Here is a 17653-nt window from a genome sequence, read left to right as displayed (position 1 = left end):
CTGAAAACCGGACTCTTCAGCGTGAGCTAGGATCGGGATAGGGCGTAGCCTCACAGCTACGCTCACCGGGTAGAAGGAGCTACCAATTGTAGCTCCAACCCCCTCAGATCCCGGCGTGCGGATTTCCCGCACCGGGCTCTTCGATATTTGACTCACAGCACAGCCATGGATTTCATTGCCATAAAAGGCAGCATTATCCTCGGTTTCTGTAGCGGCAGAAGCTGCTTGAGGTTATGGTACTTTTCCCATGGAATCTTGCCTTTCCGGCATCGGCTACACAGCATCTTGTACCAGTAGCGGTCAACAAACCGGTAAAGCTTCTCCATACTTCGGAAGTTTCCTCCCAGACCGTAATACGCATAATGCCCTCTCAACCGTCGATTGATCGCTGTCACTTGTTCGTGCAGCGGATCATGGCGTATTCGTCTCAGCAGTTCCTTCAGTTCGGCTATGCTGCGTCTTAGGCGGGATTTTTCCGTTCTCCTTCCCACCATGAAGTTTCCTTTCAGATTCCTTGTGCAGTAGTGCGTAAAGCCAAGGAAATAAACCGTTTCCGGTCGTCTTCCCCCACGACTGGCAAAACGTCCGAACCTGACTAACCGGGTTTTATCCGGCTCCAGTTTCAGCGCAAATTTCTCCAGTCGCTGTGGCAGCACATTCATGAACCGCTCTGCATCACTGCGATACTGAAAACACACCACAAAATCATCAATGTACCTGATCAGCCATGCCTCGCCTTTTAGCCGAGGCTTGACCATGCACTCGAACCAGAGGTCAAGTACATAATGCAGGTACAGGTTGCTCAGAACTACGCTGATCGGCCCACCCTGAGGCGTACCTTCTTCACACTCTTGCAACTCCCCGGCCTCCATCACCCCGGCTTTCAACCAGCGCCGTATAAGGTTCAGGATTCTGGGATCACCGACCCGGTGTTCCACAAAACGAAGCAGCCATCCATGGTCAAGACTCCCAAAGAAGTTCTTCAAGTCCGCTTCCAGCACCCAGCTGACCTTTCGGCCTGAAACCACCTCGTTAAAAGTGGACAGGGCATGGTGCGCTCCCAGTCGTGGCCTGCCACCCATGGAACAGGGCAAAAAGTCCTGCTCATAAATAGCATTCAGCACATCAGCAACACTTCGCTGCAAAGCCCGGTCATTGATGCAGGGAACACCCAGAGTGGCGCTTTTCCTTTTTCCCCGGCTTGGGTATCCATGCCCTTTTGACCGGCGGTGCCTTGTAGCCTTGCCGATGGATAGACGTCAGTGTCTGTTGCAACCACCGCTTAAAGTCTTTCTTTGTCTCTTCGACAGTCAGCCCATCGACTCCGGGCGATGTGTTGTGTGGAATCTTGTTCAGATTCATACACAGGCTCGCCGGGGTAATATGATGTGCCAGACTTGTGAAGCGAAGTTTCGGATAACTCCGGGCTTTCGCTGCTAACCTCTCCAGTCCCGTTGCCATGGCTGGTTTACCTTCTCACTGCGTAAAAGACCGTAACTCCCTCAGATGTGGAGCCCATGTTTCCCTGGAAAGGCTCAAATACCGCCAGCCGCTTCCCCATGTGACGGGCTCTCCCCGCCTCGGAGTACTATCAGCTGGTCTGACTTCCTGAACGTCATCAAGTCGTTCTTGCTTTACAGGCTCGTCGGACCCTACAGGCTCCGCCTGAACGTTCAGGATCTCCCTTGTTCACGTAAAATCATTCGATAACATGCCGTGGGTACGAACCCCGGAAGCAGTCGGGATGCCTTGTCATTAGCGGAGCTCCCGACTTCCGCTTTCCCCATTGAGAGAGAAGGTCAGCCACTTCAACCACGTTCAATTTCGGGGCTAATTATCCCTTAGCAGACGTTACGGCCTGTTATCACCCTGTCTACGCTTCGCAGTAGTCGTTACCTTCTACCACGCAAGACTCGGTACACGGCTGCCGACCACAGCTTTACCGCGATGACCATTTCAGGTCACAAGATTCTACGCGCTTGCAAGGCGCAACTCCCACAACACCCAGCATACGGGTCCGTACTGGGCGTTTCGGTCAGTTAAGCAGCCAATAATCTAATCAAACCTAATTCATCGAACCAACTATTCGGCAATGCTAAGTGTAGCGCAGGACTCCGGCTTATCCGCCAGTACCCTTTGCTCGATCCTACTGTCTGCCTCGTCAGCTCTTCACTGACTCCTCGCCTTCTTAGCTCCGCATATCGCTTCGGACTTTTCTTCCATTGATACCAGAGCAAACTTCTCAATCGTCGCCTGATCCAGCAGTCAAAGTTTTCAAACTCCGAACGGGTTTCAACTTCTCGAAAGTAGTTCTTCCAGCCCCGTAAATAGCGATTCAGAGACTCCAATCTCTGCTCCAGTGACCGCCCGCCTTTGCGGGTTAGTTGTTTGACCTTGTCCCTGAACCGCTTGCAGGTTTTATCTGCCAGCTTCTTCCTGCCATCTCTGGTAAAGCTGTATCCCAGGAACGCCCGCCTCCATGCCTTGTCAACTGCACTTTTCGCAACGTTGACCTTTAGCTTCAGCTTACTTTCGATGTAACGAGTCAAACTTGCCATCACTCTCTCGCCTGCTTTCTTGCTTCGCACAAACACCCGACAGTCGTCAGCATAACGTACAAATCGTAAATCACGCTTTTCTAACTCTTTATCGAGTTCATCCAGTACGATGTTAGATAACACAGGTGAGAGCGGTCCTCCCTGAGGCACTCCTTCAGTCTGCGGTTTTACCAGCCCGTTCTCCATCACTCCGGACTGTAGGAATCGTCGAATTAAACGTAATACATCCTTGTCATCTGTGTGAACGGCCAGTTTTGCCATCAGTCGATCATGGTTAACCCGGTCGAAGAATTTCGACAGGTCAATGTCCACAACCCAGTTATATCCTTCTCGGATATACGACTGAGCCTGATTAATCGCCTGATGAGCTGACCGGTTCGGCCTGAACCCGTAACTGAAAGATGAGAACCTTAGTTCCCACTCGGCCTGCAATACTTGCTGTATCGCTTGCTGCACCATTCGGTCTAAGGCGATTGGTATACCCAACTGCCTTTCTCCTCCGTCCGGTTTGGGAATCAGTACTCGCCTTACGGGAGCAGGACGCCATTCTCCCTGCAAAAGACATTGTCGCAGTTCATGACCATGTTCTTGTAGATGGGTGTACAACCCTTCCACTGTCATACGGTCGATGCCTGCTGCGCCTTTATTGCGTTTAACTCGCTGAAAGGCTCTTGTTAAATTATTGGGGTTGGCGATACGCTCCATCAGTCTCGTACCACCCGCCGGGCTTTCGTAATCCTGTGATACCGACACGACCTCAGCTCTCATAGCCTTGCAGCCTCCGGTTCCGCCGTGACCACTTGGCATGAGTTCCAGTGTTTGCTGGATTTGTCTGCGTCCAGTGTATCGAATAACAGAAACTACTCACCACTCTGTACCGTTCAGGCCTTCACTGACATACGCCAGCTACTATGCCATCTGCTGACTTCTGTGTGGCGGTCAAGTCACCTTACGATGACCTCAGTCCGAAATATCAGACACCACACAGACCTCCCGAGGTAAGTCACACCGCCTTCGCCGCACAACCGCCAGATCTACTGCCTGAATGTCCGGATGAGTATGGACTTCATCATCATACGCTGACTCGTCCTCACGCAAACAGCCTCATATCTGATTTCTGTTCGTCGGCTCGCGGTTTTGCTCCACACTGCCTTCAGCCTGCACCTCGCGATACAAACCTTGTGCTTCACTAGTCCTTCGCCCTCATCTGGCTGGACAGGGGACTTTCACCCCCAAGCTGTGTGACATGCTCGGCACACGTATGGTTTCCCAGGCTGAAGCATGGGAACCAGAGACTTGCGAGACCCTCGATCGCTGCAGGAGCAAAGAGAATAGCGCACAAAAATACAAAGCATTTTGCTTTATATTTGTGAAAATAAAGTTTTGAAACAATCAGGAAACACGGCTTTCGCATAAATTCAGACTCCATCTCATCCGTAATAAATAGCCGACAGAAAATGGGATCTAGTATAGGATACTCATACTGCACTGGATGAAGCTTCGCTCTGTCATCGGCCAAAAGCCGGAAGCGCTGTCCTCAAGGATCTTTTGCAAGAGCCCGGATAACTGCTCGACAGAATTCAACCGTTACAATAACCAAAACGATGGAACCAGTCATATGAACCAGGCCTACAACCATCTGGTAGAACGTTTCAACAAGCTTTACCGTTTTCAACATCTGTCTGCCATGGCCAGCTGGGATCAGGCAGCCATGATGCCTTCCGGGGGCAATCAGGCCCGCTCTGAAGCCCTGGCAGAACTCTCCAGCCTGATGCACGAACTGCTAACTGAAGAGCAGGTAGGCCACTGGCTTCAGGAAGCCCGGGAAAAAGCTGACGACCCGGTCAGACAATGTTCTATCCGGGAAATGGAACGCAGCTGGAGAAAAGCTTCGGTCATGCCAGCAGATCTGGTCAAAGCCCAGTCTCTGGCCAGCTCAAAGTGCGAACATGCCTGGCGAACCCAGCGCCCGGAAAACGACTGGAAAGGCTTCTCCGAAAACCTGAAAGAAGTCGTCAAACTGGCCCGTGAAGAGGCCAATATCCGCTCCGCTGCTTCCGGTGCCAAAGGCTACGATGCCATGCTCGAGCTTTATGAACCCGGTATGACCTCCAGAGAGCTGGATGTCCTTTTTGGCAACCTCAAGAGCTGGCTGCCAGAAACCCTGCAAACCGTTGTCGAACAGCAAAAAAATGATTCTCTGATCGCCAGTCAGGGCCATTACCCTACTGAAAGCCAGAAAGCCCTGGGGCTGGATGTAATGAAACTGCTGAGCTTTGACTTCGACCACGGCCGACTGGACGTCAGTGTTCACCCATTCTGTGGAGGGGTTCCGGAGGATGTTCGCCTCACAACCCGTTATAACGAACAAGATTTCGTTGAATCCCTGATGGGAACCATCCACGAGACAGGTCATGCCCGCTATAACCAGAATCTTCCGGCGGATCTGAGAGCACTGCCACTGGGCTCTTATCGTTCCATGGGGGTCCATGAAGGCCAGAGTCTGTTTTTTGAGATGCAACTGGGCCGCAGCCCCCAGTTCCTGAATCTGATAAGGCCTCTGATTGTGAAACATCTGGCAGGAGGTCAGGAAGATGAGCGTTTCAGCCAGGCCAATCTTGAGAAGATCTACAACCGGGTAAAGCCCGGCTTTATTCGTGTTGATGCCGATGAAATAAGCTATCCCATGCATGTGATCCTGCGTTATGAAATCGAGAAGGCGTTGATCGAAGGAGACCTGCAGGTGGATGACCTGCCCCAGATCTGGGATGAGAAAATGCAGGCTTACCTGGGCCTTTCCACCGGCAACAGGCATAGTTCCGGCTGCATGCAGGATATTCATTGGCCAATGGGCGCTTTCGGTTACTTCCCGAGTTATACTCTGGGTGCCATGTATGCAGCCCAGCAGTTTGCTGCTGTTAAACGACAATTACCCGATGTAGAAAGTCGCATCGCCAATGGTGATCTGGAGCCGGTATTTAACTGGCTGACAGAAAACATCTGGCAGCAGGGCAGCAAGCTGGAAACCCGGGAGCTTTATACTAAGGCTACCGGCGAGCCGCTGAATGCAGATCACTTCAAACAACACATTTTGAGTCGTTACCTGAACACCTGATGACTCGCTCACCTTAAACTCCTGCCAGGGCCAGAAGGGTCGGGTCTTGAATCTTGAACACATCCAAAAGGAGCAGGATCAAGACCTGACGCTCACCCAGTGGGAGTGAATGTCAATTATAATGTTGATGGGCCAGAATAGATGGATAAAGATTTAATTTTTCCATTTTCATCAAGTACAAAAACATCAACATATGAGCTATTAATGCCCTCAATATTCAGAGTTAAACTTAACACGCAGTCAGTCAAAAGCTGTTGATTAACAACATCATACTTCACACCTTTATCTTTATGACAAAATAAGTATTTAGCTGTAATTTTTCCATATCTGGGAGAATACACCAGGTCATATTTATTGCTGAATAATGGCAGTATGCCATTGCATTCGTTACCATTGCGAAGGCTTTCTACATACGTCTTTGTGACTATTGTGCAATTGTCAGAGAACACAACGTTAGATGAAAATGCGATTATTGATATTAAAAATACGCATGAGATATTTTTAATCATGTTTAGCCTCACACATTTGGCTTCAGGATTTAAGTGCATGATCGACTTTTTAATTTGCACGATAATACCAAGGCCAGCCCAATCGCCCTGGCACCCTGCGCAACAAGATCAGGCGCAACTTTATTTTTGATGGTTTCCTCAAAATGCTGTATACAGTCGTTGCGATGTTCCCTTTTTCAGGATTAAGCTTGATTTAACGTCATGCGGCTTCATCTGCGATGCATCCAAGCAAGCCTGTTTAGAAAGCATCTTAGTACAATGATGGCAACTTTCTCGCTAAGTTAGCCAAGGTGGGTCGACGTAGCATTCGCCTTGGACTCTCCACGGCTCGCAACGATGGTGACAATCAATGGAGTCAGATCTTGAATCTTGAACATATGCAAAAGGAGCGAGAATCAAGTATGCAATCAACCGAAATACAGAACATTAGCCGCTATTTAGTGACAGCTGCTTCACTGGTGATCATTCTGGCCGGTATCCGTCTAGGCAGTGAAATACTCTCTCTCCTGCTGTTTTCCTACTTCCTGACAATCCTTCTGAACCCTGCTATTAATGCCTTGAGCCGACTGCATATTCCCAGGGTACTGGGTATTTTGTTAGTGGTCTCGGTGCTTATCATTACTATGATGATGATTGTGGCTTCCATTGGCAGCGCCCTGCAGGAGTTTGCCAAAGCACTGCCAGGGTATAAGCAGCAAACGATCGAGATGATCCACCAGATCAGTGAAAAACTGGCGCAACGCAACATTAATCTGGATCTGAAATCCATCGCTGAACCACTGGATACCTCGTCCCTGTTTGGCTTTTTAACGTCCATGCTAAGCCATATGGGCAGTGCCACCAGTTATGCTTTTCTGATCTTTCTGACGGTTATATTCATGCTGGCCGAGGCACCGCTGCTAAAAAACAAGCTGATCCGTTCCATGCCCAATCCGGACCAGCAACTGAAAGACCTCGAAAGATTTGTTGCCTCGGTCAATCATTACGTTGCCCTGAAAACGGCCATCAGTCTGCTCACCGGATTGCTGGTCGCTCTACTGTTATGGTCACGAGGGGTTAACTTTTACCTGCTCGGTGGCATTCTGGCTTTTGCCCTGAACTTTATTCCAAACATTGGTTCCATACTGGCGGCGATACCCGGTATTCTAATCACTTTGCTGCAACTGGGTTTTTCTGAAGCGATATTTATTTCAACTGGCTATTTCGCGATCAACATGCTGATTGGTAACATGCTTGAGCCCAGAGTTTTGGGTAAAGGGCTCGGCCTTTCATCCATGGTCGTTTTTTTATCGTTGCTGATCTGGGGCTGGTTACTGGGCCCCATTGGCATGCTGCTCTCAGTTCCATTGACCATCAGCATAAAAGTACTACTGGAGTCCTCACCCGGTAGCCGAAGGTTTGCTGTGCTTCTGGGATCTGGTCGGACAAAAGAGGAAGTGGAAGCTGAACTGTCAAAGTAATACTCAGCATCAGCCGACTGTACTAGAGTGAACAGATTCATCAATGGACAGGCAAATATCATGCAGAAAAATCCATGGATAGACTGGGCTGAAAAGATTCGCGCTATAGCCCAAAACGGAATAACTTATGCTGATGGCGACTTTGACCTGGAGCGCTACCATCAACTCCGGGGCATTGCTCACGAAATGACGGCACTTCTTGCAGGTGCTCCCATTGAAAAAGTTGATCACTTTTTTCTTCCTGAAAATGGCTACACCACACCTAAGCTCGATATCCGGGCCGGGGTGTTTCAGGAAGATCGTATCCTGCTGGTGAGAGAGCGCTCCGATGGTCGCTGGGCCCTGCCGGGTGGCTGGGCCGACGTCTGTGAGTCTCCGGCTCTGGGGGCAGAACGGGAAACTCTGGAAGAGTCAGGGTATGTTGTCAAAGCTGGGAAACTGGTGGCTGTTCGCGATGTTCATAAACACCCCTACTATCCAACAAACCCCCATCATCTGATCAAAATGCTGTTTCTGTGTGAACTGAAGGGCGGCAGCCCTACTGCCAATACCGAAATATCAGAGGTCGGCTTTTTCGAACTGGACCAACTCCCAACTCTTTCACAGGGGAGAACCATTGCTTCTGATATTGCTTTGTTGAAGCAGCACCATGACAACCCTGAGTTACCAACAGAATTTGACAGATAGGCAGTTTTGTCTGCCACTTTCCCTGTGGGTCAGGCCGTTCCGCCTACCGTGATTTCATCAATCTTCAGCGTAGGCTGGCCCACACCAACAGGCACAGATTGACCGTCTTTACCGCAGACGCCAACGCCCGGATCCAGCTCAAGATCATTACCAACCATAGAGACCTGATTCATCACATCGGGACCGTTGCCAATGAGGGTAGCGCCTTTAACCGGGGTAGTGACCTTGCCATTCTCAATCAGGTAAGCCTCACTGGTAGAGAATACAAATTTGCCGGAAGTAATATCGACCTGACCACCGCCCATATTGGCAACATAGATACCTTTATCAACACTGGTAATAATCTCACCCGGATCGCTCTTGCCGGCCAGCATGTAAGTGTTGGTCATTCGTGGCATGGGCAGATGAGAATAAGACTCCCGACGTCCATTACCCGTCGGAGCGACGCCCATCAGACGAGCATTGAGCTTATCCTGCATGTAACCTTTGAGGATACCGTTCTCAACCAGAACCGTTGATTCGGTCGGCACACCTTCGTCGTCAAGATTCAGGGAACCTCTGCGGCCTGTCAGAGTACCATCATCAACAATGGTGCACAGTGGTGAAGCCACTCTTTCACCGATGCGACCCGAATAGGAAGAGCTTCCCTTACGGTTAAAGTCGCCTTCCAGACCATGACCTACGGCTTCATGCAACAGAACACCCGACCAGCCCGGAGCCAATACCACTGGCATGGTCCCAGCCGGAGCAGCAACGGCTTCAAGATTCACCAGAGCCTGTCGCACCGCTTCACGGGCGTAGCTCAAACCTTTGTCATTCCGGATAAACTGCAGATAGTCACCACGACCACCACCACCGGCAGAACCTCGCTCAATACGGCCATCTTTCTCGGCAATGACACTGACGCTCATACGAACCAGAGGGCGAATGTCCGCTGCCAGTGTACCATCAGAAGCAGCCACCAAAATCACCTCATGGGACCCCGCCAGACTGACGTTCACCTGCTTAACCGCTGGATCCGCTTTTCTGGCTTCCTGATCAACAGCCTTGAGCAGTGCCACTTTCTCTTCACGGCTCATGGAATCCAAAGGATTATCCATGCCATATAAAGCCAGTGGCTGACTGCGGCTCCAGGCCTGAATCTGATGTTCCTGACCCTGACGGGCAATACTGCGAGCCGCACCCGCAGCCTGCTCCAGAGCCGGTAAAATAATTTCATTGGAATAGGCAAAGCCGGTTTTCTCGCCACTGATGGCACGTACACCTACACCCCGGTCAACATTGAAGCTGCCTTCCTTGATAATACTGTCTTCCAGCGCCCAGGCTTCATGGCGTGTGGATTGAAAGTAGAGGTCCGCAGCATCAACCGAATGGCCGAGAATACTGTCGAGCACTCTGCCCAACTCGTTGTCACCGATATTTGCCGGCGCCAGCAAATGATTTCGCGCCTGTGTAAGAATGTCGGTCATAGTATATTCAGGCCTTTGCTATTATCCATAGCCTACCCCTGTGGATCCGGAGCGGGCAGACGTCGTTATAGTGAGATTGTCACACCTATGGATAGAAAAAGCATTCTCATTTTGCTTAATCCTGTTTCTGACTCAGGGTTTTTTCCGCTTGGGAATCTCTGTCTGGTCTGGTTTTCGGGCTTTGCCGGAGAATAACTGATCCAGAGTCACTTCAGGGTTGTCAAAAGAGCCTTTGATCCGGTAGCGAATACTGGCCAGCTGGTCCACCTGTTTACCCACCAGCACATCCGCCAGATAAATCAGACCAGCCACCTGAGGCGCAGTCCCCAGCAAAACACTGAGTATTGGCAAATTAGACGATAGAGGAAGTGTAATAACCAGGCTCATATCCATCCTCTGGGAAAGAGTGTCTATGTGACCATCCAGCTTGAAGTTCGATGAAGGCCCCTGAATTTCAAGAGGCTTATCGAAAGTGACAACGCCTTCGTCGAACCGCACGACCCCATCCATACGGTCAAAACTGATGCCTTTCTTGTAGAGGTCAGAAAAATCGAGCCGCAGACGCCGGGTCAGTGCCTCCATATTCAGGATGCCGAACATTTTCAAGGCTCCGGCTCCTCCTTCCAACTTCTGCAGGGTGCCACTTTCCAGCGTCAGTCTAACGGCACCTGTCAGTGACGCCATATTGATACCCATCGGAGGTCCATCCCAGGCCAGTTTTCCCTCAATGGTCGTCTTCTTTGCTGAAACAAAAGGTGAAATACCCAGAGCTTCCTGAAGAGCCTGAACTCCCGAACCCGTTAGATGCTCATTAAAAAAAGTTCTGTGCTGACCATTGATATAGGTCCAGTCCAGATCTCCGGATAACTCCATCTTCTGCAGATTGATTTTCAGACCCTGAATACGCTTGCCATTAGGAAAGGGTCTCAAACCAAAAGAAACTGAACCCAGATTCCTGCTGCCTAACTTAAGAGAGTCAATGGAGATATCAGCATTGGGCAAATCTAAAGGTCGGATATCAGCCAATACATCTCTATGCTCAGCAGTAGCTTCATTCTTTGCGGGATCTTGGGAAAAATGCAGCTTTTTCAAATTCAGTTGGTAGGGTTGCTTCTGATCCTCAGGTATTATCAAACTACCCTCTATCGTGTCACTGCTTAGATCAAGACGTGTGCCACGGGTTTCATGAGACAGGTTAAACACCAGATTATTCAGGGTTTCTTTATTGCAGAGGAGTCGATCAATCTTCAATTGATGGACTTCTATCTGACTCACCAGAGTCTTTTCTGTTGTGTCTCCCGGCTGCCCTTCAAACTGCTTTTTCCAAGGCATCAGATCAAGTTTGGATAGTTGTCCGGACAGTACAATTTTATTGGGCTTCATGGCTGGCAGTTTACCTTTATTGCCAAGCAGAACGACAGCAGACTTATACTTGAAGCCATCCCCAAACTGAATTCTGGCCTGCCCTGTCTTGCCAAGAACTATATCCAGGAGAGCATTATCCAGTTCACCTCGATGGGTGAATTGATTAAGACGCAGCTCAAAAGGCACTGTCTGACCAGACGCTACTTTTAGAGGCGCCGGAAGCTCGATTTCCATGCCTTTCATGTCACTGGTCACTTTCAACTGAAGGTCAGCAGGCTTGCCACCCAGTATTAACTCGCCTTTGTAGCGACTGGCACCTTCGAGAAAACTGAGAGCATCCAGCTGAAGCCACTGCTGAAGTCCTTCAGCAGAAACAGAACCGTTCCAGTGGACATGGACTTCAGGCTCAGCTTTATTCTTTATATCGGTGTAAACCCGGGCCTCAACAGCATCACCCAGAAAGCGGCCTCTCACTTTTTCAGCAGACAATCCGGTTTCAGTACTGAAATTCATGGCACCTTCAATGTCTTCGATCTGGATGTCAGCCGCATCTATGCCGAAATACGCTCCCGATGTTTCCATACTAACGTCAACTGACGTATCCATGGCATGCTCAAGTGGAATCGCTAACTGAATGTTGGCATTCAGGTCTCCATGAATCGTCCACTTCTTTGCTTCTCCCTTCAGCCGCTGATCTATGGGGGTCTCAGTCAATAGCTTTTCAAGATCCTTGCCTGTAGCGGCCACCTGACCGGAGATATTCAAATCCAGATTTTTATCCAGCGCCAGATCAGCCTGGACATGACTGAGTTTTGCATCCAATAACTTTGCTGAGGCAATATCAATCTTGATATTGTCGTTATCCACCCACACTTGTCCCCGGGCGTCATAGACTTCTGGCCAGTCAGGATCATAATCCAGTCGCGCTTTATTGACATCGAAATAGAGTCCCCACTTCACATCATCAGGGTCGTCAGTGTCTTCTAGCGGGCCATCGTAGGTAAAGCGCCCTTGGTAAACTTCGGCCCCTTTGATACTGGTATCAAGCCACTTTACCAGCTCTTTTGAAAGCGTTGGCAAACGGCTGGGTAGGTACTTTGGAGCATAGCTGGCATCACCATTTTTCATGCCCACATTCAGATCCATGACAATGGGCTCCTTTCCATCCAGAGGAATATCGAGCCTCAGCTGACCACTGAGATCACCCTCGGGTGCTTTTATGGTGATATCATCGCTAATCAGCTGAAAGAAATTCTTCTTATCCAGTACATCCCAACTCAACCTTGCCTGGGCAGTATCAAAGTGCCAGACATCGCGAAACAGTTTGGTCAGCCCCAATGTGAAATTTTCTGTATCCAGGTCAAAATAGCCGCTGATCATGCCCATTTTTAAATGGCCATTGACGTTTGAGGCAGACGGAGCTTCCTCCCAGGCAGCCACTGAAACGCCTTTCAGTTTCGCAGAAAGATCCAGCTGCTCCCTGAGTGGCTTATCGGGGTAGTATCGGGCAAAAATGTTATCGAGTTCACCTGCCGGGTTGAGAATAGTGAACAGCTCATCAGCCAGCTCTGGCATTAGCTGAGTATTGACCAGAAAAGTTTTGAGCGCTGCCAGATCAACAGAGTTAACCGAAGTCGTGTAAATCGGCTCTCTTTCGCTCTTGCTATGAATCTTGATGTTAAGACCAACATGATGCTCGCCGGATGTCAGACTCATATTTTGCAGCCCAAGCTGCCAGTCTGTACTTCCAATCAGATAATTGCTCGCCAGTGAAAACTCAGTCGACAGCGAAGCATTCGGCAGCAGTTGCTGATCTTTTTGGTAGACAATCGATGGCAGATTCAAATCTCCCTGCAATTGCCATTGACCATCAAGATATTGCCACTCAGCATCCAGATTCAATTGTGCGGTTTTCAACTCCGTGCTTTTCAACTGAGCGGCTTTCAAATGACGAAGGTCTTGCGAAAAGAGCGCAGACCAGGGAGCCAGGTCCAGTGCACTGGCCTTGATAAGCCCGGTCCATGTCATGTCATTTCTGTCAATCCCCTTGCCCAACGCTTTGAACTCCAGATCCCCTTGTTGTGTCACAATTCTGGTCTGAAGATGCTTTAGATCTGACACTTCTTCAACCATGAAAAAATAGCGAGTATCGAGAATCAGCAGCTCACTGCCATAAGGCTGCATTGTCAAGGAAAAGTTGGTGACATCAATGTGTTCCTGAAGCTGCAATAACTCCAGAGTTTTGTGCAGATTAAAGCCCTTGCCGTTGTCACGGATGTATTGGACTCCTCTGAGTGACCACACGCCATCACTGTCACTCTCTATGGCCAGGGTGACACCCTCTGCTTCCAGATAGGAAAAGACCGGAGCCCGGTTCATCAGACTGGCTTTAAAATCCAGCTCGAGATCAAGGCGTTCAATAGCAAAACCGGGGGCTTCAGAAGTATTCCCCTGAAGCGTCAACCCTTTGATGTTGAGAGTAGGAGTACCTCCAGCCCAGCTGGCGTCCAGCTGATCGACAGCGAAAGAGGTATCGAGCGTGTTGTTAAGATATTCAACCAGATAGTCTTGAAACAAGGGCAGGGATCCGATAAAAATCCGGACCCCGGCCACCAGCAATACAATTAAAAGAAGGGCCGCCATGACCAGGCGGAAGCTCCATAGAGCGGCAGACTTGAGGTAAGCTACCAGCCTTGAACCTGACCTCATGAAATACCAGGCCATCTGTTTTTCATTGACGCGTTCCTATTCCCGGTTATACCAGCACCACATCAAACTGTTCCTGGCTGTATATGGGTTCAACCTGGAAACGAATCGGTTTTTTAATAAATTCTTCGAGATCTGCCACATTACTGGACTCTTCATCCAACAGGCGGTCCACCACCTGTTCAGATGCCAGAACAGTGTAACTCTGGCTATCATAAGCGCGAACAGCTCGAAGAATTTCTCTGAAAATTTCATAGCACACTGTTTCAGCTGTTTTCAATGTGCCACGACCATCACATGTTGGACAGGGTTCACAGAGCACATTTTCCAGTGACTCCCGAGTTCTCTTACGGGTCATTTCCACCAGCCCCAGCTCACTCACTCCGGTGATGTTGGTTTTGGCGTGATCTTTCTCTAGAGACCTCTCGTAGGTTCTCAGCACCTGCCTCTGATGTTCAGGGTCTTCCATATCGATAAAATCAATAATAATAATGCCGCCCAGGTTTCGCAGTCGTAACTGCCGGGCAATGGCTACAGAAGCTTCCAGATTGGTCTTAAGGATAGTTTCTTCGAGGTTACGATGACCCACGAAAGCCCCTGTGTTGACATCAATCGTGGTCATGGCCTCCGTCTGATCGATAATCAGATAGCCCCCTGACTTCAACTGCACCTTGCGACTGAGCGCCTTGTTGATTTCGTCTTCGACCCCAAACAGATCAAAAATAGGACGCTCGCCCGGATAATATTCCACCCTGCCATCCACCAGGGGCACCAGTTTTTTGACAAACTTGGAGACCTTATTGAAGGTCTCCCTGGAATCAATTCGGATTTTCTCGATATCCGGTTCCACCAGGTCACGCATAGTTCTCAGGTGCAGAGGCAAGTCTTCATAAATCGTGGCCGGAGCCGTGTTTTCCTTAACCCCTTCTTCAATGGTCTGCCATAACCTTCTCAGGAAAAGAATATCGGCCTTCACTTCTGCCTCGGTAATACCTTCTGCTGCTGTTCTGAGAATAAAGCCGCCTTTCTGATCTTCCCCGTCGTCATTCATGCCTTCTTCAACCAGCTTTCTGAGACGCTCGCGCTCTTCTGCATCTTCAATGCGCAGAGAAATGCCTACATGATTATTATGAGGCATCAGCACCAGATAGCGGGCCGGGATAGAGATATGCGTGGTGAGGCGGGCACCTTTTGTTCCCAGGGGATCTTTGGTGACCTGAACAACCAGCGACTGACCTTCATGAACGAGCGCAACAATCGGCCGCTCCGATTGATCATCATTGTCTCTCTCATTGCGGGGAGTAATTTCACTGGCATGAATAAAAGCGGCCCTTTCAAGACCGATATCCACGAAAGCGGCCTGCATTCCAGGGAGAACCCGGACCACTTTGCCCTTGTAAATATTACCGACAATGCCTCGACTACAGGCTCTCTCAATGTAGATTTCCTGAAGTACCCCATTTTCAACCAGCGCCACACGCGATTCCATTGGCGTGATATTCATCAGAATCTCTTCACTCATTCCCTTCCCCTTGAGCTGGTCAGGATCAGGATACTGAATCCCAAGAGCCCGAGGGCTTAAAGCCATCTTGGCTGTAAGTCCGAAGGGTTTAAAATTCAATGACAATCCTGACCTGCCAGAAAAACTAAATAAACAAAACAAATGCCTGAAAACGTTTTGCCAGACCTTAGGAGCCTTGTCTGGCAGGAAAGCTGTTGAACAGTCTCCCGAGATTCTTTCTGATCAGTTTTTTACTGACTGAGAGTGCCATGGGCTAATGCCCAGATTCTGAAGCAGATCTGCGGTTTCCCTGACGGGTAAACCCACCACGCCTGTGTAGCTTCCCGCTATGCTGTCTACCAGAACGGCTCCTTTTCCCTGGATACCGTAAGCACCGGCTTTATCCATTGGTTCACCGGTGGCGACGTAAGCTTCTGCCACTTTCCGGTCAAAAGCAGTCATTCTGACCACTGTTCTGGATACTCTCACGGATAGATTATTACCATCAGTGACCGCAACTGCTGTGAATACCTCATGGCTATTCCCACTTAAAGACAACAGCATATCACAGGCTTTTAGCTCATTTTCGGGTTTACCGAGTATTTTCATTCCCAGAATCACTGAAGTATCTGCTGCCAGCACGGGTCTGGCTGGCAGGTGCTCCAGAGTAAGCTGCCGCCATCCAGCCAGCGCTTTTTCTTCAGCCATTCGGGTAACATAGGCTTCGGGAGCCTCCCTCAAAAGCGGCGTTTCATCAATCCCGCAATGAATTTGCTGAAAGGCAATACCGATCTGTTGGAGAAGTTCCTTTCTGCGCGGCGACTGGGAAGCAAGATAGATCATGATAATCAGGTAACTCTGAAGTTTCGCCTCAGTGACCCTAAAATAGCAGACACCCATGGCCAAAATGCGGCGCTGGTGAGGGCCGGCGCCAGATACCAGAGTGTCGGCGGCGTTCTGCCCAGGGCACTGCGAATCCACAAATTCAGCAACTGATAAAAACCGACAATCACAAACACCATAAAGGCCTGCTGCCACCATGGGAACATTCTCAAACGGCGGTGCAGACCCAGCACAATCACAGCCACCAGCAACAATCCCATAGAATTCTGACCAAAGGTTGTTCCCTGCACAACATCCATCAACAAGCCGGTAAAGAAAGCAAAAAATAATCCGAAACGCTCCGGAAGAGCCAGAACCCAATAAAGCACCACCATAGCCACCCAGGATGGCCTGGCAATGGAGATCCAGGCTGGCAGAGGTAAAATACTCAACAGGAAAGCAGCCAGCACGGAAAACCAGACAATCCAATGAGCATTGGCTTTCTGAATACTCATGGGCTCTCCTTCTGCTTAGCTCCAGGTGCCGATTCCGGTTTCATGTCTTCGTTTGAACGGAAGACCAGCAGAACAAAACGTGTTCTGTTGACTTCAGCCATCAGCTGAACCTCGATCCTGGCGAACGCCTCTCCTGGTGTACGCACTATTTTCCTGACTTTCCCCAGGGGGTAGCCCACCGGATAAATCTGTCCCAGACCCGAACTGGTCAAAAGGTCACCTTCTTTAATATCCACTGTATCGGATATATGCATCAGCTCCACAGAATCCTTACTGCCGGTGCCCACAGCGATAGCGCGATAGCCACTGCGATTAACCTGGACAGGAACCCTGCTGGCAGTATCTGTGACCAGCATGACCCGGCTACTGACCGGATTAACGGCAATCACCTGCCCCATAACCCCGTGAGCATCAACAATGGCCTGACCTCTATACACCCTATCGGTAGAACCTTTATTGATCGTCACAATGTGTTCATAGGGGTCCGGATCAATACCAATGATTTCAGCCACCAGAACCTGCTCATCCACAAGCTCGGACGAATTCAGCAATTCCTTCAGGCGAAGGTTCTGGGCAGTCAGAGATGCCAGCTTCTGAACTTTTTGTTCAAGAATCAGGTTACGGGCTTTCAGCCGGGTATTTTCTTCAAGTAAGTCACTTCGGGAAGTCACCAGTTCATCGGCTGTGCTAATAGCCCGGGAAGGTAAGTCAGAGATCCACTGCAGGGGGGCAACCGCCATTGTTAACCAGGAGCGGGCAGTAGAGAGATAATCAAAACGGTGATCAACAAACAGCAGGGCAATACAAATACTCAGCAAAAAAACAAAACGTGTCGCCAAAGACTGTTGCTGGCTAAATATCGATTTAATGGCTGGCTCCTGTGATTTGCACGGAGAACTCAATCTTTTAATTTCAAAAATTACAGGCTTCAATCATAACAACAGGC

General features: G+C 49.6%; 13 protein-coding genes. 3 read left to right on the top strand and 10 right to left on the bottom strand.

Features of this window, described 5'->3' with window-relative positions:
• Positions 1-152: 152 nt before the first annotated feature.
• The 3 genes from P6910_RS07170 to ltrA all read right to left on the bottom strand — a co-directional run bounded on the left by P6910_RS07170 (position 153) and on the right by ltrA (position 3365).
• The gene (locus P6910_RS07170; RefSeq protein ID WP_317145583.1) at positions 153-1145 is read right to left on the bottom strand and encodes a reverse transcriptase domain-containing protein; all 993 of its coding nucleotides are present in this window, start codon (positions 1143-1145) and stop codon (positions 153-155) included.
• A 7-nt stretch (positions 1146-1152) separates the two neighbouring features.
• Positions 1153-1461, bottom strand: coding sequence for a hypothetical protein (locus P6910_RS07165; protein WP_317145582.1), 309 nt, complete (start codon positions 1459-1461; stop codon positions 1153-1155).
• A gap of 578 nt (positions 1462-2039) precedes the next feature.
• Positions 2040-3365: a group II intron reverse transcriptase/maturase gene (ltrA, locus tag P6910_RS07160; RefSeq protein WP_252176896.1), complete on the bottom strand. Its 1326-nt coding sequence runs from the start codon at positions 3363-3365 to the stop codon at positions 2040-2042.
• A 685-nt stretch (positions 3366-4050) separates the two neighbouring features.
• On the opposite strand from ltrA, the gene P6910_RS07155 reads away from it, so the two are divergent.
• Positions 4051-5673: a carboxypeptidase M32 gene (locus tag P6910_RS07155; RefSeq protein WP_317145581.1), complete on the top strand. Its 1623-nt coding sequence runs from the start codon at positions 4051-4053 to the stop codon at positions 5671-5673.
• Between the two features lie 116 nt (positions 5674-5789).
• On the opposite strand, the gene P6910_RS07150 is transcribed toward P6910_RS07155, so the two are convergent.
• Positions 5790-6242, bottom strand: a complete 453-nt coding sequence (locus tag P6910_RS07150; protein WP_317145580.1) for a hypothetical protein — start codon at positions 6240-6242, stop codon at positions 5790-5792.
• A 341-nt stretch (positions 6243-6583) separates the two neighbouring features.
• On the opposite strand from P6910_RS07150, the gene P6910_RS07145 reads away from it, so the two are divergent.
• Both P6910_RS07145 and P6910_RS07140 read left to right on the top strand, forming a co-directional pair.
• Positions 6584-7642 (top strand): AI-2E family transporter, encoded by a 1059-nt coding sequence (locus tag P6910_RS07145; RefSeq protein ID WP_317145579.1) that lies wholly within the window; start codon positions 6584-6586, stop codon positions 7640-7642.
• Between the two features lie 60 nt (positions 7643-7702).
• The gene (locus tag P6910_RS07140; RefSeq protein WP_317145578.1) at positions 7703-8329 is read left to right on the top strand and encodes an NUDIX hydrolase; all 627 of its coding nucleotides are present in this window, start codon (positions 7703-7705) and stop codon (positions 8327-8329) included.
• A gap of 29 nt (positions 8330-8358) precedes the next feature.
• On the opposite strand, the gene tldD is transcribed toward P6910_RS07140, so the two are convergent.
• The 6 genes from tldD to mreC form a co-directional block, all read right to left on the bottom strand.
• On the bottom strand, positions 8359-9798 hold the full coding sequence (tldD, locus tag P6910_RS07135) for a metalloprotease TldD (protein ID WP_317145577.1): 1440 nt from the start codon (positions 9796-9798) through the stop codon (positions 8359-8361).
• Between the two features lie 132 nt (positions 9799-9930).
• Positions 9931-13887 carry a YhdP family protein gene (locus tag P6910_RS07130; protein ID WP_317145576.1) on the bottom strand — a complete coding sequence of 1319 codons (3957 nt, stop codon included), beginning with the start codon at positions 13885-13887 and terminating at the stop codon, positions 9931-9933.
• A 31-nt stretch (positions 13888-13918) separates the two neighbouring features.
• The gene (rng, locus tag P6910_RS07125; RefSeq protein WP_317145575.1) at positions 13919-15391 is read right to left on the bottom strand and encodes a ribonuclease G; all 1473 of its coding nucleotides are present in this window, start codon (positions 15389-15391) and stop codon (positions 13919-13921) included.
• 222 nt (positions 15392-15613) lie between these two features.
• Complete coding sequence (locus P6910_RS07120; RefSeq protein ID WP_317145574.1) at positions 15614-16213, bottom strand: Maf family protein; 600 nt, start codon at positions 16211-16213, stop codon at positions 15614-15616.
• A 5-nt stretch (positions 16214-16218) separates the two neighbouring features.
• Positions 16219-16707, bottom strand: a complete 489-nt coding sequence (mreD, locus tag P6910_RS07115) for a rod shape-determining protein MreD (RefSeq protein ID WP_317145573.1) — start codon at positions 16705-16707, stop codon at positions 16219-16221.
• Complete coding sequence (gene mreC, locus P6910_RS07110; RefSeq protein ID WP_317145572.1) at positions 16704-17609, bottom strand: rod shape-determining protein MreC; 906 nt, start codon at positions 17607-17609, stop codon at positions 16704-16706. Before mreC ends, mreD begins: the two co-directional genes overlap by 4 nt.
• Positions 17610-17653 lie beyond the last annotated feature (44 nt).

This window comes from Endozoicomonas sp. 8E (assembly GCF_032883915.1).
Lineage (GTDB): Bacteria > Pseudomonadota > Gammaproteobacteria > Pseudomonadales > Endozoicomonadaceae > Endozoicomonas_A.
The sequence above is the reverse complement of the archived record's forward strand: the minus strand, read 5'-3'. Positions and strand labels throughout refer to the sequence as shown.